Source organism: Aquirufa antheringensis (assembly GCF_023921165.1).
GTDB classification, from domain to species: Bacteria; Bacteroidota; Bacteroidia; order Cytophagales; family Spirosomataceae; genus Aquirufa; species Aquirufa antheringensis.
This window is the reverse complement of sequence record NZ_CP049835.1, coordinates 191692-210000: the sequence shown is the minus strand read 5'-3', so window position 1 is coordinate 210000 and position 18309 is coordinate 191692. Positions and strand designations below refer to the sequence as shown.

Genomic DNA, 18309 nt, shown 5'->3' with positions numbered 1-18309 from the left:
TTGTGCAATTAAGGCATCAGAGGCATTACTCAATAATTCGACTGCATCCTTTGAGAAGAGTAGGGCAGAAGCTTCAATGACTAGAGCACATATGTCTGCGCCATGAACTCGCGTAGTTACTTCTTCTGCAACGGCCTTTTGTAAGATGCGCAAGTGGGGTGCTTCTGCGTGGGCACGCTCCATTTCTTCGATTTGGTCCTTCGTATATAAAGTGAATACGCGGATCAGGCGAGGGACGTCTGCATCAGCGGCATTTAGCCAAAACTGATAGAAAGCGAATGGAGATGTTTTAGAAGCATCTAGCCAAACATTACCCGATTCGGACTTGCCAAACTTAGTTCCATCCGCTTTTGTTACTAAAGGAGTCGTTAATGCGAAAGCAGCACGCTCCGTCGCATCTTCATCATGTCCTTCTTTACGACGAATGATTTCTGTACCTGTGGTAATATTCCCCCACTGATCAGAACCACCCATTTGAAGGCGTACATTTTTGTGCTTATATAAATGGTAAAAATCGTAGCCTTGTAGTAATTGGTAAGAGAACTCCGTGAAAGAAATGCCGGTTTCTAGGCGCTTCTTAACGGAGTCTTTGGACATCATATAATTAACGGTTAAGAATTTACCTGCTTCACGTAGGAAACCTAGGAAGCTGAATTCTTTGAACCAATCGTAATTATTGACCACCTCAGCGGAATTAGCTCCAGAATGGAATTCCAAAAATTTCTCCAGCTGGGCTTGAATACCTACTTGATTTTCGCGTAACGTATCTTCTGAAAGAAAATCACGTTCTGCTGATTTTCCTGAAGGATCACCAATCATACCGGTGGCACCACCTACTAAGGCAATAGGCTTATGACCTGACAATTGAAAATGCTTTAAGAGCATAATCGCCGCTAAATTTCCAATGTGAAGACTCGGTGCAGTAGGGTCGAAACCGATATAGGCTACCGTCATTTCTTTGGCAAGCTGATCCTCTAAACCTGGAATCATATCGTGTAACATCCCTCTCCAACGTAATTCTTCTATGAAATTTGTCATAATGTATTCTTTTTTGCAAAAGTACTAAATATCCTTCTTTTTAAATAATAGAGACGAATCCCCGTAACTAAGGAAGCGGTAATCGTTTGCCAAAGCCGTGTCGTATACCCGTCTCCAATCATCCCCAATTAAAGCGGCGATTAATACTAAGAGGGTAGATTTAGGCTGGTGGAAATTCGTCACGATGCCATCACAGAAATGCAAGGTGTAGCCTGGCATAATCAGAATCTCCGTTTCTGCGACCCATTGATGTATATTGTTAGCCTCCAAATAACGAATAATGGCCTCTAAGGAGTCCTTTATACGAATGGTCGAACGCAATTCGTAAGCAAATTCTTTGGGGATAACGAGAACTCCGTTATCCATAGGCCTTTTTTCAAGTAGCCAAACGCCACTCCAATACAAGCTTTCTAAAGCGCGCAACGCCGTCGTTCCTACCGGAATGAAAGGTCCTCTATGGGTTAAAAGTGTTTTTATTAATTCATGGGTGAAAACCAATTGCTCTCGGTGCATGGGATGGTTTCGGACATCTTCTTCCTTTACAGGTAAAAAGGTGCCAGCGCCCACGTGCAAGGTGAGATAGGTTTTAGGGATATTACGTCGATCTAAATCGGCTAATACCTCTTCAGAGAAATGCAAGCTAGCGGTAGGAGCCGCCACAGCACCTAATTTTTCTGAGAAAAGTGTCTGGTAGCGATCACTATCACTTAGTTCCGTATCCCTCTCCATATAAGGGGGGAGGGGTATTTTACCAATTTCATCTAAAATTTCGGCAAAAGGTTGGTCTGTATTCCAATTGATTCGAATGTGATTTTCTTCCCTATTCACCCACCAAAAGGACAATGCCCCTCTTGTTAAGACATCCTGCTCTTTCCAGCGCTTTTTGTTCCCCACTAGGCATTCCCACACGATTTCTCCCTTGCTTTCCATCAATTGCTCGGTAGGAGCCGAATTCGAAATAGGGTGTAATAGAAATAGTTCAATCGCCACGCCGTTTTCCTTGAATAAAGGAATGCGGGCTGGAATGACTTTGGTATTATTAAAAATTAATAAAGCATTCTCCGGTAGATAATCGGCAAGATTTCGAAAGGAATTGTGTTGGATTTGTCCTTCCTTGTAAATCAAAAGCTTTGAATCGTGGCGATTAGCTAGAGGAAATTGAGCGATTTTCGATTCAGGTAAGGGGTAATCAAAGGCCTGAATGGGAATATTCGGCATTTGAATACTCATAGTTCCTCTTCGAATTTAGGGCTAGCAAAAAGTCGGACAGGTAAATAGATTAACCATACTAATAAGAAAACGATTCCTAGCATAGGAATGTAGCTATAATCGGTTTGGTAGGTTCTTTCATCGTTCAGCATTAAAAGCGCCCTCATTACTAAAATGAGATACGTATTAATGAGCGCTGGGAAGAAATGAAGCCAGTTAATGAACGTGTTTTTAACGGTAGCGTTTCCTTTTTCAGCAAAAACAGGTAGGATTTGCCCCCATTTTTCGGTTGGAATTTTATCGATTGCCTTGATCAACAATAGGGTTAGAACGTTCAACAAGGTAATGATTCCGGCTACTAAATAGAAAACCTCCTCTTTAGGTAGAAATCCATCACCACGTCCCGTTTCACCAAAATGCACTGCCGTAGGGTCAGGAAGCCCTCGGTATATAAATAATAGAGAGATGCCGAATGCCACCATGGACAAAATTCGCCAAACTCGAGATGCAAAATGGTCTATCGACATAGTTGAATAAAATGTCTGCAAAATTAGTTTTGAAAATCATACCGACCTAATCTTTATTTCTATTATTTTTGTAGATAACCCCAATAGAATGGCAATTTATACGAAGAACGGTGATGGAGGATTTACCCGCTTAGCGGATGGAAAAGGATTGTCTAAATCAGATGTTCGAATGGACGCGATTGGGGATATCGATGAATTAAATTGCCATATTGGTGCACTGGTTTGTCAGATAGAAGCTCCACTGGCTGAAAAATTACAATCTATCCAGTCTAGTTTATTCGTGTTAGGAGCTCACGTTGCGAGTGATTCGAAAGAATACCTAGGCAACATGAAGTTGATTTCCTTGCATGACATTGTAGCAATCGAGGAAATGATTGATGAAATAGATGGTAAAATAGCGCCGATGCGTTTCTTTATTTTACCAGGAGGACATCCCACCATCGCTGCGGCTCAAATTACCCGTACTGTTTGTAGGCGTGCTGAACGTAGTTTAATTCGTTGGGTGCAAGTAGAAGAAAAAGAAGATTATGCGACTGCGATCGCTTATTTGAATAGATTATCCGATTACTTATTTATGATGTGCCGTTATTTGCACCATTCGTTGGGTATCCCTGAGATACCTTGGAATTCCGGCAAGTAGAAACAAAAACTTATGCAAATTACCATTCAAAAAACGCCTACATCTCGCTTGAGCGAGGTTGATTTTGACAATTTGGCTTTTGGCCGCAGTTTCGCTGATCACATGCTCGTCGCTGAATATGCGGATGGAGCCTGGAAATCCGTCCAAATCCAGCCTTATGGACCCTTATCCTATCAACCTGCGATGATGTCGATCCACTATGGTCAGGCCATTTTTGAAGGAATGAAGGCCTATCGCTCTAAGAAAGGAGACGTTTTGGTATTTCGTCCAGAAGAGAATATGAAGCGTTTCAATAAATCTGCGCTTCGTATGTGTATGCCGGAGGTGCCTGAAGAGATTTTCTTGGGAGGTTTGAAGCAATTGATACAATTAGACAATGCTTGGGTGCCAGAAAAAGAGGGTTGCTCTTTGTATATCCGTCCGTTTATGTTTGCGACAGACGAATACGTGGGTGTTTCTCCTTCGACAACTTATAAATTTATCATTTTCCTTTGTCCTGTGGGATCGTATTATTCAAAGCCTTTACGCGTTCGTGTGGAGACTGAATATATCCGTGCTGCGAAAGGTGGGGTAGGTTTTGCAAAGAATGCAGGTAACTATGGTGGTTCCTTATATCCTACCATAGAAGCGAATAAAGCAGGTTACGATCAGATTATTTGGACGGATGCGGCGACTCACCAATATGTGGAGGAAGCGGGTACAATGAACTTGATGTTTATTATTAACGGAGCCTTAGTGACTGCGCCTACGGGGGACACGATCTTAGATGGTGTAACACGTAAGTCGGTGATTCAGATTGCCAAAGATTGGGGTGTGGAAGTACAAGAGCGACTTTTATCCGTGAAGGAATTAGTGGAAGGGATTAGTTCGGGAGCGGTAACTGAAGCTTTCGGAGCAGGTACTGCAGCTGTAATTGCGCCTATTCAAACGATTGGTTTCGAAGGAAAGGTTTACGAATTACCTCCTCGTAAAGAATCTGACTTCTCTGCCAAAGTATTTACGGAGATCAGCCAAATTCGTTTAGGCGAAATCGCTGACACACGTGGCTGGATTTACAAAATTTAATGAATGGCTTTAAAGCTAAGTTTAATACCCGGATCTTTCAGAGTACTTACATTCTCTAATTCGATTCGGGTATTTTTGTTTTTAGTCCAAAGGATTTGCTTTCCTTTTACTTCAGATGGACCAAATTTAGCATCTAAATAAACTTTCCAGTGGTCAATTAAGGGTTGAACATCTGCGCTTGATTCGACAAAAATATCAAAGTTGATTTCTTGTAATTCATTCTGATCGTTAGGAATGTAGGTAATATCACTAAAATTCAAATCAGTGTCATCGAAATACAAGGTGTAGGATTGGCCTTTTTCTGGTTGTGATTCTGCAAGGGCTAACGTATCTTTCAGACTAGACATAGCTTGTCCCCAAGTAGCATTTCGAATAATTTGTTGGGGACTTAAGCTCAGTTTTTGTACCCATTCTCCGCTATCATTCCAGGCAGCAGTGACAGATTCCTGCTGGGCACTTTCCTTATTCTCGTTCTTCTTCTCTTGATTACAAGAGGTGACAAAAATAAATAAGGCGAATAAAGGAACGATTAGTTTATTTAACGGGTTTTCCATAGTAGTGAAAATCGAGCAAAGGTTTTTTATTTGCCAAAAATAAATGAATTTCGCCATTGATAATAAAAAATGTTATTTTTGGAAAAATTATGATGTAAAAGACTTCGAGTCTTCCCAGATATACAAGATTATTAGTGGTTAGGTATTTTTAAAATGAGCCGGTCTTTGATCGGCTTTTTTTTGGCTAAAATTCTCTGCCAATACTGACCACTAAGCCTGATTTACCACTATTCACGACGGGGACACCTAATTTGCAGACAAAATTATAGTAGGTGACGATGTCAAACCCAAGGCCCATACCGTAAATCCAGCGATTCGAGAAGCGACTGGATGTTAACTCCGGGTTTGCTTGGTATACATAGGCAAAATCGAAAAATACGGTAGGATAGATGGAGAGAGGAACCTGGTTAAATTGTTTGTAGGGGATAATTCGAAGCGGTATGATTTTGTTGAATAATTGGTATTTGAACGTGTTTTTTGATAATAGATAATTGGTGCCATCAATCACGTTTAACTCATAGCCTCTTACATTGTCATTTCCATAACCAAGGGCTAGAATGTTTGCATAAGGGATATTTTTATTCTCCTGAGTTACTTTAGCTTTCCACTGAGAAGTGATAAAAAAGTTAGAGCCTAAGTCGAAAAAATAGGCAACAGAGGCTCTCAGGTCCCAATAATTCAAGGCGTCTTGGGCTAAAATCCCATAAAAATTATAGGCAAAATCGATCTTTTTACCTCTCAATGGGTAGGGAGCGTAATCTCTGAAATCGTAAGAATAGGCGTAGGTCAACTGTAAAAAGTTTTGTTCGTTTGATCCTTTGTAATAATAATTAGGGTTTAATTGTCTTATTGTATCTGCGACTACTGAATGGCTGTATCGTATTTCAGCGAAATGAAAATCATAGAACTTGAGTCTTTTTCGAAGGCTCAAAGCCCCGCTCCAACGTTCACGTAAGATTTTATTACTACTCAACGTATTGAGCGTATCATTAACCGTTCGAAAGGCTAAATTTTTGTTCGTGATATAGGTGAGTGAGGCACCTAAACCCAGTGTTTTTTTAGGATCAATATAGGGGTTCGAGTAGCCTAATTCAAGACGTTGTGTAAACCCTGTCTCGGCTTTGAGGCTGAGTTTTTCATTTCGCCCCATAAAGTTGTTATGAATCAAATGGGCGCCATAGATCGTGCGCTCCATGGAATGCCCTCGGGACCACCAGTCGTTTAAGTTTCGGTCCGCTAATTGGAAAACGGGGTAGCCTAATAAATACCACTGTTCTAGGAATTCATAGGTAATGATAATGTGTTGTGGTTTGTTTTGGTGATAATCGCCCTTAACCCAAATGAATAAATTCGTATTCGTTAATTTACGGCGGTTGAACTCAAGCCTTGAGTCGATTTCTGCTACTTGAAGCGTATCTCCTGAGTTTAAGTCTAACTCCCTGCGAAGTATATTGTCTCTGGTTTTTTCATTTCCTTTGAAAATGACACTATCTACGATGACATACTGTGCCTGAGCTGCTTCTTGTATAAAAAAGCAGGCAAAAAGTACGAGGTATAGGCGGAAATAGTTCACCTCGCAAGGTAAAAATTTTAATCCATTAGTTCATAAACAATTGTCTCAGGATGAGCGTACCAAGCCTCGAAATGAGCTTGGTATTTTTTCTCTATCGAGGGACGTTTTATCTTCATTGTAGGCGTAAGGCATTCATTTTCGATATTCCAATCCTCTTTCACTACGACGATTTTTTTCAAATGTTCATAATTTTTTAATAGTGGATTTACTTCTTGACGTAATTCGGTAAATGCCTTGTGCAATTCTCCTTGATCTTTTGACTTTCCTAGAGCACTTAACACGACTAAACCAATCGGTTGAGGCAAATTAACTCCTACCACACACACTTGTTCGATGAATTCGTGTGTATTTAGCTTGTTCTCAATAGGCGCAGGAGCCACATAATGACCTTTGGCCGTTTTGAAATTATCCTTCACACGGCCTATGATAGAAATAAAGCCTTCCGGATCTAATTTGCCTTGGTCTCCCGTTTTCAGCCAGCCATCCTCCGTAAATAATTCTTGCGTTAATACGGGCTCTTTAAAATAACCAGTAGAATTGTAGGGGGCACGCATTTGGATTTCTTGCGTAGTTGGATCGATGCGAGTTTCGCAATCCGGGTGAATTCTGCCTACATAGCCTAGTTTTATTTGGTCACGAGGCATGACAGCGTTAAGGCCCATATTTTCAGTCATGCCATAGGCTTCCTGAATATATATCCCCAGTTTTTGAAACCAAATCAGTAGTTCAGTCGTAATGGGAGCTGCGCCACTTACGGCTAATTTCGTTTGATCTAATCCGAGACCTTTTTGAATCTTTTTCTGTATCAACCTGTTGATTAAGGGTATACCTAGGAGTAGATTTAGTTTCTTTTGGCCGCCTATTTTTTGTAAAATGCCCTCCTGAAATTTTGCCCAAATTCGTGGTACCGCCAAGAAATGGGTCGGTCGAGCGCCGGCAAGGTTTTTTGAAAAGGTTTCTAGGTTTTCAACAAAATAGATCGTGCCGCCTGCAGCAGTTGCCGCAAATTCGACAAAATTTCGTTCGGCAATATGGCAAAGGGGAAGGTAGGATATAAAGCGAGTCTCCGGCATATCCAATAAGGCAATTCCACGCGCCATATTGATTCCCGCTTCGATACCACCGTAGGTGATCATAACACCCTTAGGCATACCTGTGGTGCCTGAGGTATACACGATGGTGGCGATGTCCTCCGGTTTTGGCTGCGGAAGTGTTTGAATTTCTTTCGTCAGGTGTAAAAGTTCCGACCACTGAATTCCCGTTTTTTCCGAACTTTCAGGCGTGTGTAGAAGTAAAATATGGTCCGGTATCCCGTCTTTGATTTGGTCCCAATGATCTAATTTGCCCACGATCAAAATTTGGCATTCGGAATGCACTAACACTTGATGTAACTGATCCTTCGTTAAGGTGGCATAAAAGGGTACTGAAATTCCTCCTGCAGCGGCAATAGCTAGGTCTGCCATCATCCAATGAGCAGAATTCTTCGAGAGAATACCCACATTTTTTAGGCCATCCTTAAGGTTATTTTGAATGAACTGAGCAATTCGTTTTACCTCAGATGCTGCAGCGGAATAGCTGTAGTCAATGTATTGGTCGCCAATTGGTTGGCGTAAATAGATTCGGTTAGGTTGTTGCTTAGCCCAATGAAGAAAGTTCTCCAAATTGCTTTGGTAATGGGAGATCATACAAGGTGTTTAGAGGTCAATTAGGCAGTGAAAATAAAACTAATTTCCTTTAAATCATAGGACTCTACCGTGAATTCTTTTTCAATTTCTAATAATCCTTGCTCGTTTACGCCTATAATTTTACCTTCAAATTGTCCGTTTGATGTCTCATAATGGGCCCATTGTGATCGTCTAAACAAACGTTCGTGGTAGATTTCGTCAAGGGTAGGAAATGCTTCACGCGTAAATAAGTCGTACGATTCTTCAATACCTTGCGAAATGTATGAATAGATTTCAGTCAGGGGGATTTCCTGTTCTAGTTGTAGGTAGGAGCGTAGGGAAGTACCCCGGATATTTTCAAATTGTCTTTGATTGATATTAAGGCCAATTCCAATGATGGAAAAGCTCCATTGACCGGCTTGAAAATTATTCTCAATTAATATGCCGCCCATTTTGACTCCATCCAAGTAAATGTCGTTCGGCCATTTGATTTCGAAGTTAAAACTTTCACCTTGTGTGGCTCGGGACCAAGCCTCTAATCCAGCTAAAATTCCAATCGCTACTGCTTTGCTCAAGTAAAATTGTTTGTCCAATAAGCGGTGTGGTGGACGTAATAAAATGGAAAGAGTTAGATTTTGATGAGGTTGGGCATTCCAAGTGTTCCCTCTTTGGCCTCTCCCTGCCGTTTGATGTCCTGCAATCCAGGCAAATCCCTCCGGTAAATCTCCCTGTAAGGCCTCTGAGAAAGCCAAAGAATTAGTCGATGGACAAATGTCTAGATATTTACTGTTTTTGCCAACGAAGCGGGTAGGAGCGTGGTAATTGTTCAATTATTATTTGTAATTTTAGGGTTACAAGAACAAATTTAGATTTTTATTCGTTATTGGTTTCTTGTTACACAAATTAATACAGAAAAAACATTTATGAGTAAAACTCTTAAGAAAGCCGCAAAGCAAGTCGATGCGTCTGAGGAAATAGTGAGCTGGGTGGTAAAAGGCATGCAGGATAAAAAAGCACAAGAAATTACGGTGCTAGATTTACGTAAAGTAGATAACGCTTTTACGGACTTTTTTGTGATTTGTTCAGGTACTTCAGATACCCAAATCGATGCAATTGCTGATTCAGTGGATAAGGAAGTGTGGGAATCAGGAAAAATTCATGTACATGCAGTTGAAGGTAAAGCAAATCGGGAATGGATTTTGATGGATTATTACGATGTCATCGTACATGTATTTTTGAAAGAAAAACGTTCCTTCTTTAAACTAGAGGAGCTTTGGGGAGATGCTAAATTTACAGTCATCCCAGATTAATATTATTTTAGATTTATAGAACCTTTGCACCTAACAAGGTGTTTAATGCCCAACAATAAAAATCAAAATGGCGAAACAAGGGAACAATTTTAAAAATGCAAAGCGCTCTGGCTTACAACCAAGAATGCCTAAAAAGCCAGTAGGAGGATTCCAAAGCTGGATGGTCGTAGGTCTAGTCATTGCCGTGATCAGTCTATTTTTCTTTTCAAAGGAAACGACGTTGCAACCCATTACCATCAAGCAATTTGAATCTATGTTGATTCAAAAAGAGGTAGAAAAAGTGGTCATTGTGAACGATAAAATTGTCGAGGTTAGTCTAAAACCGACTTTTATCCCAAAGTATTTCAAGAAAAATACGACGCAGAAATTAGTTCCTGCGGCTCAGGTGCCTCACTTTGAATTTGAGATTAATTCGAAGGAAAGCTTTGAGCGTTTCTTAGAAGATCGCCAAAAAGCCTTCCCTCGGAATGAGCAAATCATGGCCTCTCCAGAGACCAGAACGGGTCCTTTGGACTGGTTAGGAACCTGGGGTTTCTTTATTTTAATGGGTCTAAGTTTCTATTTCTTATTCTTTAGAATGGGTGGAGGAGCTGGCGGCGGTGGCCAAATTTTCAACATCGGTCGCTCCCGGGCTACGTTAATTGAAGGAGAATCTAAAGTGAAGATTACGTTCAATGACGTTGCTGGTTTAGATGAAGCAAAAGAAGAGATTCAAGAGATTGTTGAGTTCTTGAAATTCCCTAAAAAGTTCACTGATTTAGGGGGTAAAATTCCGAAAGGAGCCTTATTAGTAGGCCCTCCAGGTACGGGTAAAACCTTGCTAGCGAAAGCAGTGGCAGGGGAAGCTGGCGTTCCATTCTTCTCATTATCTGGTTCTGATTTTGTAGAGATGTTTGTGGGTGTAGGTGCAGCTCGTGTGCGTGATTTGTTTAAGCAAGCAAAGGAAAAAGCACCTTGTATCATCTTCATTGATGAGATTGATGCGGTAGGTCGCTCTCGGGGTCGTGGCTCTATGCCCGGTGGCAATGATGAGCGCGAAAATACCTTAAACTCTCTTTTAGTCGAGATGGATGGATTTGCAACAGATTCAGGAATCATCATTATGGCGGCTACAAACCGACCAGATGTATTGGATCCAGCCTTATTGCGTCCAGGTCGTTTTGATCGTCAAATCTCGATCGACAAGCCCGATATCATCGGTCGTGAGGCAATTTTTAAGGTACACTTGAAGCCGTTGAAATTAGCGGCTGATACAGACCCTAAAGAATTAGCGGCACAGACTCCTGGTTTTGCAGGTGCTGAGATTGCCAATGTGTGTAACGAGGCGGCTTTAATTGCGGCTCGTCGTTCAAAGACAGCGGTGGATATGAATGACTTCCAAGAGGCGATGGATCGCGTGATTGGTGGTTTAGAGAAGAAAAACAAGTTAATCTCTCCAGAAGAGAAGAAAATAGTTGCGTTCCACGAAGCAGGTCATGCGATTGCAGGTTGGTTCTTAGAACACGCAAACCCACTAGTGAAAGTTTCCATCGTACCACGTGGTGTTGCTGCGTTAGGTTACGCACAATACTTGCCTAAAGAGCAGTTTTTGTACCGTACAGAGCAATTGATGGATGAGATGTGTGTGACTTTAGGCGGGCGTGCAGCAGAGGAAATTGTCTTTGGCAAGATTTCTACGGGTGCACAAAATGACTTAGAGCGTATTACGAAATTAGCCTATTCGATGGTGACCATTTATGGCATGAACGAAAAATTAGGCAATATCTCTTATTACGATTCGAAAGGATCGGAGTACCAGTTTAACAAGCCTTATTCAGAGACTACTGCGCGTGAAATTGATGAGGAGGTTCGTAAAATCATCAAGGAGGCTTACGACCGCACGAAGAAATTGTTAAAATCGAAGCAAGATAAATTGACCATTTTAGCTGAGCAATTATTGCAGAAAGAGGTTTTATTCCAAAGCGATTTAGAAGCCTTAGTAGGTCCTCGTCCATTCGAACAATTGACTTCCTACCAAGAGTTTATTAAAGGTGAGACCGAGAAAAAACGCAAGGTGGCGAAAGATGAGCGTGATTTAGCAGAGGAGAAAAAAAATGCTCCGAAGAAAGCTCCTGCTACGAAAAAAGCGGTGGCAGAGGTAAAGGTGCCCGCTAAAAAGGCACCAGCTAAAAAGCCAGCAGCTGCTAAAGACGTGGCCGCAAAGCCGAGAGCAAGAAAACCTAAATCAACAGGTACTGATAGTTAAATAATTGGGGCGCCTAACAATCGCCCCATTTTTTTGATATGATTCACATTAATCTGACATCCGGGAAAAAAGTATATTTCGCCTCTGATTTTCATTTAGGTTTTCCGGATGAAAAAACATCCAGAGAGCGGGAGAAAGCCTTGGTTTCTTGGTTAGATCAGGTGCAGTCAGATGCCCAGGATTTATTTCTGTTGGGTGATTTATTTGATTTTTGGTTTGAATATAAAACAGCAGTTCCGCGTGGTTTTGTTCGCTTTCTAGGTAAGCTCTCAGCTTTAGCTGATCAAGGAATTACCCTTCATATTTTTGTGGGTAACCATGATTTGTGGATGTGGGATTATCTGGAGAAGGAATTAGGGGCTAAGATCTACCGAGAACCTCGTGATGTAAAGATCAGCTCTTCGAAAGCTTCTTTTCAGTTGCATGTTGGTCACGGAGATGGCTTAGGCCCAGGAGACACGGGATACAAGATTTTGAAGAACGTATTCACAAATCGAATAGCGCAATGGCTTTTTGGATTCTTGCATCCTAATGTTGGGATTAGTCTTGCTAATTTTTGGTCATCTACTCGTAAGGAAAGTACGATGACTAAAGGCGAGCAAGCTTTTGATCCAAACACGGATTACATTTTATCCTATGTGCGCGAGACGGCTGCATCGAAGCCATCGGTAGAGGCCTTTGTTTTTGGTCATAGACATCATCCCATTGCTCTTCCGCTGCCTTCGGGGGCGACTTATTACAATCTAGGGGATTGGTTTAATCCTCATTTCAAGAATGCTTATTCTCTCCAAATTGATGAAAATAAAATCAACTTTATTCATTTTAACGCTTCTGGCGTTTAATACGTTAGCACAACAATCGACTGAACAATGGCGCCCTGCCATTCATTTTAGCCCTAAGAAAAATTGGACCAATGACCCCAATGGTTTAATCTATATTAACGGGAATTACCACCTGTTTTTCCAGCATAACCCACAAGGTAACGAATGGGGAAACATGAGTTGGGGACACGCAAAAAGTAAGGATTTATTGCATTGGGAGGAATTACCGTTAGCCATTCCACATGGCAAAGAATATATCTTCTCCGGCTGTGTGGTCTATGATAAAGACCATGTTTCGGGTTTAGGTGATCCGTCAAAACCTTTATTGATTGCCATTTATACGGCAGATTATCCGAATACGTTGCAAGAACAGCATTTGGCCTTTTCGAACGATGAAGGTTTAACTTGGACGAAATATGCCCAAAACCCTGTATTAAGCATCAATCTAAAGGACTTTAGAGACCCGAATATTATCTACCATGGGCCATCAAAGCAGTTTGTGATGACGGTAGTTAAACCTTGGGAATATACAGCTCAGTTTTACGGATCGAAAGATTTGATTCACTGGAGTTTGTTGAGCGAATTCGGTCCGCAAGGTGATGTGGACATGATCTGGGAATGCCCTTCTTTGCTAGAATTACCGGTGGAAAATTCGAAAGAGAAAAAGTGGGTCTTAGCTTTATCTAGCCAAGGTCCCTACAAGAAAGCGGTGGGAATGCAGTATTTTGTAGGGAATTTTGATGGTAAAACTTTTACAAACGATGCACCTAAAGAGCAGGTAAACTATGTGGATTATGGTCGAGATTTTTATGCGGCGATTCCATTTTATAATACGGCGAATACAGAAACGTTTTGGTTAGGTTGGATGTTAAGTTGGTCCTATGCTAAAGAACAGCCGACCTTCCCTTGGAAAGGACAAATGTCCTTAGCTAGAACACTTTCATTAGTGCGTACATCACAAGGATTGAAATTAAAGCAGGTGTTGAAGCCTGATTTGACGAAGATGAAACCTAGTTTTGAAGCGAAAAATTTGGTCCTTAAAGGCAGTAAGACCTTATCAGGAATGAAATTTCTTCAAAGTAAGACCTATGTCATAGAGCTAAAAGTAGATGCTGCCAATGCGAAACAATGGGGCATAGAACTAGGGGACGAGGCAAAGCAGAATCCAGAATTGACCCGTATAGGTTTCGATGAGAAGAGTCAAGATTGGTTCATCGATCGACGATTGAGCGGCGAAATTCCAGCCCCAGGTTTTGATGTAATACAATCAGCTCCCTTCCTGGCTGGGGAGGATAAAGTAATGCAACTCGTAGTGGATCGTTCTACCATCGAATTGTTAGCTCAAGACGGGTTAGTGGCTATCAGCTCTTTGCGTTTTCCTAAGAAAAAAGAAACAGTTCGTTTAGTGTCTTTGGGAGGTGAACTCCGGATAAAGGAATTGCGTATTTGGGAGGTTAAATAGGGATTTTTTACTATCTTCGAATGCTAAAATTTTAACCAAGAAACGAATGTCGCAATTTCACACACGCTTAGAGGTCATGACTGAATTGGCCAAAAACATGGACTCCTATGTGAAGGACTATTTAGTCCCGATCGAGACCAATTGGCAGCCAGCAGACATGTTACCAGATTCCACGAAGGATTCATTCTTTTCGGATGTGAAAGCTCTGCAAGAAGCAGCGAATGAATTGCCTTATGATTATTGGGCTGTTTTAGTAGGTGATACCATTACGGAAGAAGCTTTGCCTACCTATGAATCTTGGTTATTAGCGATGGATACTGTTAATCAGGTAGACCAAAACGATGGCTGGACGCGGTGGATTCGCAACTGGACCGCTGAAGAAAACCGTCATGGAAATTTATTAGGCACGTATCTTTATTTATCTGGAAAGGTGGATATGAAAGCGGTAGCCGTTTCCACTCAATACTTAATTGCAGATGGATTTGATATCGGAACTTCCGCGGATCCGTATCGCAATTTTGTGTATACTTCGTTTCAAGAATTAGCAACTAACATTTCTCACCGTCGCACAGCTTCTTTAGCCAAGCAACACGGCAACTCTCTTTTATCTCGTATGTGTGCGCAAATCGCCGCAGATGAGTTACGTCACCACAAGGCATACCGTGCTTTCGTTTCGGAAATCTTTACACTAGATCCGAATGAAATGATGCTTGCCTTTGCGGATATGATGAAAAAGAAGATTGTGATGCCCGCTCATTTCTTGCGGGAGATCAATGGTGCAAAGAGCTCTTTATTCGAACATTTCTCTGATGCGGCTCAGCGTTTAGGCGTGTATACGACGAACGATTATGTGACCATCATGAGGGGTTTAATCAGCGACTGGAATATTGAAAACATGACCGGTCTGAATGAATCAGCTGAGAAAGCGCGTGATTACGTAGCCAATTTGCCAGCCCGTTTAGAAAAATTAGCAGATCGAGTTAAGGTGCCAGAATTAGCGTATCCTTTCTCTTGGATTGCCTAAACTAGTATGTCTAAGAAATTGTCGATGGATGAGCTGAACAGGCTCGACGTATCCACTTATAAAAGCACGGAAAAGTTCCCTTATGTGATCGTTTTAGATGACATCAGGAGTATGAATAACATTGGCTCCGCCTTTCGGACTGGAGATGCCTTTAAGTGTGCTGCCATTCATTTGTGTGGAATCACAGCGCAGCCTCCGCATCGGGAGATTTCAAAAACGGCCTTAGGAGCTGATGAATCAGTGGACTGGGTCTACTTTGAGGATGGTGCTTCTAGTCGCCAGGCTTTGCGCGCAGCGGGATACCAAATCGTTTGTGTAGAACAGGTGCAGGGTTCTGTTTCGTTAGAAAAATTCGAGCCGGCAAAAGATCAAAAATATGCTTTTGTGTTCGGAAACGAGGTTTTTGGGGTAAATGATGAATGGATTCAAGAGGCTGATTTTAGCTTAGAAATCCCTCAGTTTGGTACGAAACATTCCTTAAATGTATCAGTGAGTATGGGGGTCGTTATTTGGGATTTTGTATCCAAAATCATCGCTTAATTTCGCTTATCCTGTTTATTTTGCGTTCATCCTTTTACCAGGATTTGAACGCATTTTTTGTTTAAATTCGTCTAGTTAATTTTACTCTATGATCTTATCAATTCAACAGGTGGTGAAACGCTATGCGGATCACACAGCCCTCGCCGGTGTCAGTTTGGAAATTCCCAAGGGCCAAATATTTGGTCTTTTAGGGCCCAATGGAGCCGGCAAAACCTCACTCATACGCATCATTAATCAGATTACTGCACCAGATGAGGGACACGTATTGTTTGATGGCGAACTTTTGCAGCCTAAGCATGTGGAGCAAATCGGTTATTTGCCAGAGGAGCGTGGATTGTATAAGAAAATGAAGGTAGGTGATCAGCTGATGTATTTAGCGCAATTAAAAGGTCTTTCTAAGGCTGAGGCGCAGAGTAGATTGAAGGATTGGTTCATTCGGTTGGATATAAAGGATTGGTGGTACAAGCCTGTGGATGATTTGTCCAAAGGTATGCAGCAAAAGACCCAGTTCATTGCGACGGTCGTGCACGAGCCGAAATTGTTGATTCTAGACGAACCCTTTTCGGGTTTTGATCCCATTAATGCGAATATGCTGAAAGATGAGATTTTGGCCTTAAAGGAACGCGGAACAACCATTTTGTTCTCTACGCATCGCATGGAATCTGTGGAGGAATTATGTGATAGTATTGCGCTGATTAATCATTCTCAAGTCGTTTTGACGGGCGAAAAAGAGGAGGTCAGGAACCGCTTTAAGCAGCACGCATTCGAGGTGAGTTATTCAGGAGAATTAGAGGAATCAAAGGCCTTTGATATTATTTCCATTGCACCTGAAAAGAATAAGGCCGTTATTAAGTTAACGGAGCCTAATCAAACAAATAAAGCTATTGCAGCTTTGATCAAGCAGGTCGATTTGTTTGAATTCAAAGAGGTGATTCCCTCGTTTAATGACATTTTTATTCAAGTAGTAGCCGAAACGAAATAAGCGATGAACAAGATATTATTAGTGATTCAGCGGGAGTATTTGACCCGCATTCAAAAGAAATCCTTCTGGGTTGCCTCTTTGTTAGGGCCCATTTTAATTACGGCAATTTATGCAGTTCCCATTTGGTTAGCGACGCAAGATAAAGAGGTGAAGCGAATCGAAATTTTAGACGAGAGTGGTTTGTTTCAAATGAGTGACTTAGTAGACAAGGAAGTCGAATTCAAGCTCGTGAAAAAGCCTGTTTCTGATTTGAAGAGTTCTTTTACCAAAGAGGGGTATGCCGCTTTTGTTCATTTACCTAAGGATCTTTTGACCCATTCAAAAGATATTAAGATTTATTCAGAGAAGAATTTAAGTCTACCGTTGAAGTCTTCGATCGAGCGTGTTATTGAGAAAAAGGTACGCGCCATTTTAATGAAGGACGCTGGTATAGCGTCTGAGGTGTATGAAAAGACCCAAATAGAAGTAAGTAGTGAGACTATTACTGTTTCAGAGAAAGGGGATGAAACAAGCTCTTCCTCTGGAGGTGCGATGATTTTAGCGGGAGTGATGGGTATGTTGCTTTACGTGACCTTATTATTATACGGATCTCAGGTGATGAATGGGGTGATTGAGGAGAAAAGTAGTCGGATAATTGAGGTAATCATATCCTCCATAAAGCCTTATCAGCTAATGTTAGGGAAGATTTTAGGTGTAGGTATGGTAGGTTTGACACAGTTTTTATTGTGGATTGTATTAACTATTGGTTTATCCCAAGTGGCCTCGAAATTCTATAGTGCTAACCCGATGCAACAGAAGGTGGAACAAATCAAAAAAGGAGACCCTGAAGTGGCGAAGAAAATAGAGGATGCTTCGCCGATGGCCGAGGTAACGAAGGTGATCGAAAGCACCAATATTCCACTCATGGTAGGCGGATTTTTGTTCTACTTCTTGTTCGGTTATTTACTTTACAGTTCGTTATTTGCGGCCATTGGAAGCGCGGTTGAAAGTGCTGCAGAGGCCCAGCAATTCACTTTTATTGTCATGCTTCCCATAATTCTTGCTTTCATTATGGCGCAGTTTACCTTGCAAGATCCAGATAGCCCGATGGCATTTTGGGCCTCTATGATTCCCTTTACATCACCTATTAATATGATGGTGCGCTTACCTTATGGTGTTCCGATGTGGGAATTAGCCACCTCTATGATCTTGTTAGTGGTAGGTTTCTTAGGTTGCAGCTGGATTTCAGCCCGTATTTACCGGGTGGGAATCTTAATGTACGGGAAGAAAATCACCGTAAAAGAGATGGCCAAATGGCTCTTTTATAAAGGATAATTAAGTAGTTAGCCAAGTATCTAATTCTTCGGGATTGAACCCAGCAAAACATCTGTTATTCAAGACGAAAATCGGTCGCTTGATGGCAGATGTTTTTTCTTGTAAAAAGGTAAATACATTCAGATTTGTCTTTTCTGCGTCACTTAATTGACGGTAGGTGCTTCCATGCTTGTTTAACACTGTTTCTTCGCCTAATTGCTCGATGAAATAGCGCAATTGGGCGGCTTCGATGCCACTTTTCTTGTAATTGTGGAAGGCAAAGGGAATCCCTTTTTCGTTTAAATAGTCAAACGCTTTTTTCATCGTATTGCAGGCAGGAATTCCGTAAATTGTAAGCATCT

At 41.4% G+C, this 18309-nt stretch carries 18 protein-coding genes (1 of these 18 only partly in view); 10 read left to right on the top strand and 8 right to left on the bottom strand.

Translation table 11 applies throughout. The annotated features are described in order from the left end of the window. The 3 genes in view from tyrS to G9X63_RS00950 are tightly spaced (at most 24 nt apart) and all read right to left on the bottom strand, a layout consistent with a single transcriptional unit that may run on beyond the window. Positions 1–1038, bottom strand: the 5' portion of a protein-coding gene (tyrS, locus tag G9X63_RS00960; protein ID WP_252623375.1) for a tyrosine--tRNA ligase. The gene continues 255 nt to the left of window position 1, outside the view; the window shows 1038 of its 1293 coding nt (coding positions 1–1038); the start codon lies at positions 1036–1038; the stop codon falls past the left edge of the window. 24 nt (positions 1039–1062) lie between these two features. Continuing rightward, positions 1063–2268 (bottom strand): S-adenosylmethionine:tRNA ribosyltransferase-isomerase, encoded by a 1206-nt coding sequence (locus G9X63_RS00955; RefSeq protein ID WP_252623373.1) that lies wholly within the window; start codon positions 2266–2268, stop codon positions 1063–1065. Beyond that, positions 2265–2774: a hypothetical protein gene (locus tag G9X63_RS00950; protein WP_130923086.1), complete on the bottom strand. Its 510-nt coding sequence runs from the start codon at positions 2772–2774 to the stop codon at positions 2265–2267. Before G9X63_RS00950 ends, G9X63_RS00955 begins: the two co-directional genes overlap by 4 nt. Positions 2775–2862: 88 nt before the next feature. Between G9X63_RS00950 and G9X63_RS00945 the strand changes: the two genes are divergently transcribed. Beyond that, positions 2863–3414 (top strand): cob(I)yrinic acid a,c-diamide adenosyltransferase, encoded by a 552-nt coding sequence (locus tag G9X63_RS00945; RefSeq protein ID WP_130896963.1) that lies wholly within the window; start codon positions 2863–2865, stop codon positions 3412–3414. A gap of 12 nt (positions 3415–3426) precedes the next feature. Next, on the top strand, positions 3427–4479 hold the full coding sequence (locus G9X63_RS00940; protein ID WP_252623371.1) for a branched-chain amino acid aminotransferase: 1053 nt from the start codon (positions 3427–3429) through the stop codon (positions 4477–4479). On the opposite strand, the gene G9X63_RS00935 is transcribed toward G9X63_RS00940, so the two are convergent. The 4 genes from G9X63_RS00935 to G9X63_RS00920 all read right to left on the bottom strand — a co-directional run bounded on the left by G9X63_RS00935 (position 4476) and on the right by G9X63_RS00920 (position 9100). Continuing rightward, a complete protein-coding gene (locus tag G9X63_RS00935) occupies positions 4476–5033 on the bottom strand; it encodes a hypothetical protein (RefSeq protein ID WP_252623369.1) in 558 nt (185 codons plus the stop codon). The genes G9X63_RS00940 and G9X63_RS00935 overlap by 4 nt on opposite strands. A gap of 184 nt (positions 5034–5217) precedes the next feature. After that, entirely contained in the window at positions 5218–6606 is a 1389-nt protein-coding gene (locus G9X63_RS00930; RefSeq protein ID WP_130896966.1) for a BamA/TamA family outer membrane protein, read from the bottom strand. 17 nt (positions 6607–6623) lie between these two features. Beyond that, a complete protein-coding gene (locus G9X63_RS00925; protein WP_252623367.1) occupies positions 6624–8291 on the bottom strand; it encodes an AMP-binding protein in 1668 nt (555 codons plus the stop codon). Positions 8292–8311: 20 nt separating this feature from the next. Next, positions 8312–9100 carry a biotin--[acetyl-CoA-carboxylase] ligase gene (locus G9X63_RS00920; RefSeq protein WP_252623365.1) on the bottom strand — a complete coding sequence of 263 codons (789 nt, stop codon included), beginning with the start codon at positions 9098–9100 and terminating at the stop codon, positions 8312–8314. 93 nt (positions 9101–9193) lie between these two features. Here G9X63_RS00920 and rsfS point away from each other — a divergent pair, with 93 nt between their 5' ends. The 8 genes from rsfS (at position 9194) to G9X63_RS00880 (ending at position 17968) form a co-directional block, all read left to right on the top strand. Then, on the top strand, positions 9194–9580 hold the full coding sequence (rsfS, locus tag G9X63_RS00915; RefSeq protein WP_130896969.1) for a ribosome silencing factor: 387 nt from the start codon (positions 9194–9196) through the stop codon (positions 9578–9580). Positions 9581–9647: 67 nt separating this feature from the next. Next, the gene (ftsH, locus tag G9X63_RS00910) at positions 9648–11825 is read left to right on the top strand and encodes an ATP-dependent zinc metalloprotease FtsH (RefSeq protein WP_130923092.1); all 2178 of its coding nucleotides are present in this window, start codon (positions 9648–9650) and stop codon (positions 11823–11825) included. Positions 11826–11863: 38 nt separating this feature from the next. Beyond that, on the top strand, positions 11864–12667 hold the full coding sequence (locus tag G9X63_RS00905) for a UDP-2,3-diacylglucosamine diphosphatase (RefSeq protein ID WP_252623363.1): 804 nt from the start codon (positions 11864–11866) through the stop codon (positions 12665–12667). Continuing rightward, positions 12621–14108: a glycoside hydrolase family 32 protein gene (locus G9X63_RS00900; protein WP_252623361.1), complete on the top strand. Its 1488-nt coding sequence runs from the start codon at positions 12621–12623 to the stop codon at positions 14106–14108. The genes G9X63_RS00905 and G9X63_RS00900 overlap by 47 nt, the downstream gene beginning before the upstream one ends. 46 nt (positions 14109–14154) lie before the next feature. After that, entirely contained in the window at positions 14155–15132 is a 978-nt protein-coding gene (locus tag G9X63_RS00895; RefSeq protein ID WP_236633220.1) for an acyl-ACP desaturase, read from the top strand. A gap of 6 nt (positions 15133–15138) precedes the next feature. Further along, positions 15139–15672, top strand: a complete 534-nt coding sequence (locus tag G9X63_RS00890) for a TrmH family RNA methyltransferase (protein ID WP_130923095.1) — start codon at positions 15139–15141, stop codon at positions 15670–15672. Between the two features lie 88 nt (positions 15673–15760). Continuing rightward, on the top strand, positions 15761–16654 hold the full coding sequence (locus G9X63_RS00885) for an ABC transporter ATP-binding protein (RefSeq protein ID WP_252623359.1): 894 nt from the start codon (positions 15761–15763) through the stop codon (positions 16652–16654). Positions 16655–16657: 3 nt separating this feature from the next. After that, complete coding sequence (locus tag G9X63_RS00880) at positions 16658–17968, top strand: ABC transporter permease (protein ID WP_130896974.1); 1311 nt, start codon at positions 16658–16660, stop codon at positions 17966–17968. Here G9X63_RS00880 and G9X63_RS00875 read toward each other — a convergent pair whose 3' ends face one another. Continuing rightward, positions 17969–18307, bottom strand: coding sequence for a Spx/MgsR family RNA polymerase-binding regulatory protein (locus tag G9X63_RS00875; RefSeq protein WP_252623358.1), 339 nt, complete (start codon positions 18305–18307; stop codon positions 17969–17971). It lies immediately after the preceding gene. Positions 18308–18309 lie beyond the last annotated feature (2 nt).

Bases quoted from the DNA above. Each gene is read 5' to 3' on its own strand.
- G9X63_RS00945 (WP_130896963.1), top strand. From the start codon at position 2,863: ATGGCAATTTATACGAAGAACGGTGATGGAGGATTTACCCGCTTAGCG.
- G9X63_RS00880 (WP_130896974.1), top strand. From the start codon at position 16,658: ATGAACAAGATATTATTAGTGATTCAGCGGGAGTATTTGACCCGCATT.
- G9X63_RS00875 (WP_252623358.1), bottom strand. From the start codon at position 18,307: ATGCTTACAATTTACGGAATTCCTGCCTGCAATACGATGAAAAAAGCG.
- G9X63_RS00890 (WP_130923095.1), top strand. From the start codon at position 15,139: ATGTCTAAGAAATTGTCGATGGATGAGCTGAACAGGCTCGACGTATCC.
- rsfS (WP_130896969.1), top strand. From the start codon at position 9,194: ATGAGTAAAACTCTTAAGAAAGCCGCAAAGCAAGTCGATGCGTCTGAG.
- G9X63_RS00950 (WP_130923086.1), bottom strand. From the start codon at position 2,774: ATGTCGATAGACCATTTTGCATCTCGAGTTTGGCGAATTTTGTCCATG.
- G9X63_RS00885 (WP_252623359.1), top strand. From the start codon at position 15,761: ATGATCTTATCAATTCAACAGGTGGTGAAACGCTATGCGGATCACACA.
- G9X63_RS00925 (WP_252623367.1), bottom strand. From the start codon at position 8,291: ATGATCTCCCATTACCAAAGCAATTTGGAGAACTTTCTTCATTGGGCT.
- G9X63_RS00900 (WP_252623361.1), top strand. From the start codon at position 12,621: ATGAAAATAAAATCAACTTTATTCATTTTAACGCTTCTGGCGTTTAAT.
- G9X63_RS00940 (WP_252623371.1), top strand. From the start codon at position 3,427: ATGCAAATTACCATTCAAAAAACGCCTACATCTCGCTTGAGCGAGGTT.
- ftsH (WP_130923092.1), top strand. From the start codon at position 9,648: ATGGCGAAACAAGGGAACAATTTTAAAAATGCAAAGCGCTCTGGCTTA.
- G9X63_RS00905 (WP_252623363.1), top strand. From the start codon at position 11,864: ATGATTCACATTAATCTGACATCCGGGAAAAAAGTATATTTCGCCTCT.
- G9X63_RS00895 (WP_236633220.1), top strand. From the start codon at position 14,155: ATGTCGCAATTTCACACACGCTTAGAGGTCATGACTGAATTGGCCAAA.
- G9X63_RS00935 (WP_252623369.1), bottom strand. From the start codon at position 5,033: ATGGAAAACCCGTTAAATAAACTAATCGTTCCTTTATTCGCCTTATTT.
- G9X63_RS00955 (WP_252623373.1), bottom strand. From the start codon at position 2,268: ATGAGTATTCAAATGCCGAATATTCCCATTCAGGCCTTTGATTACCCC.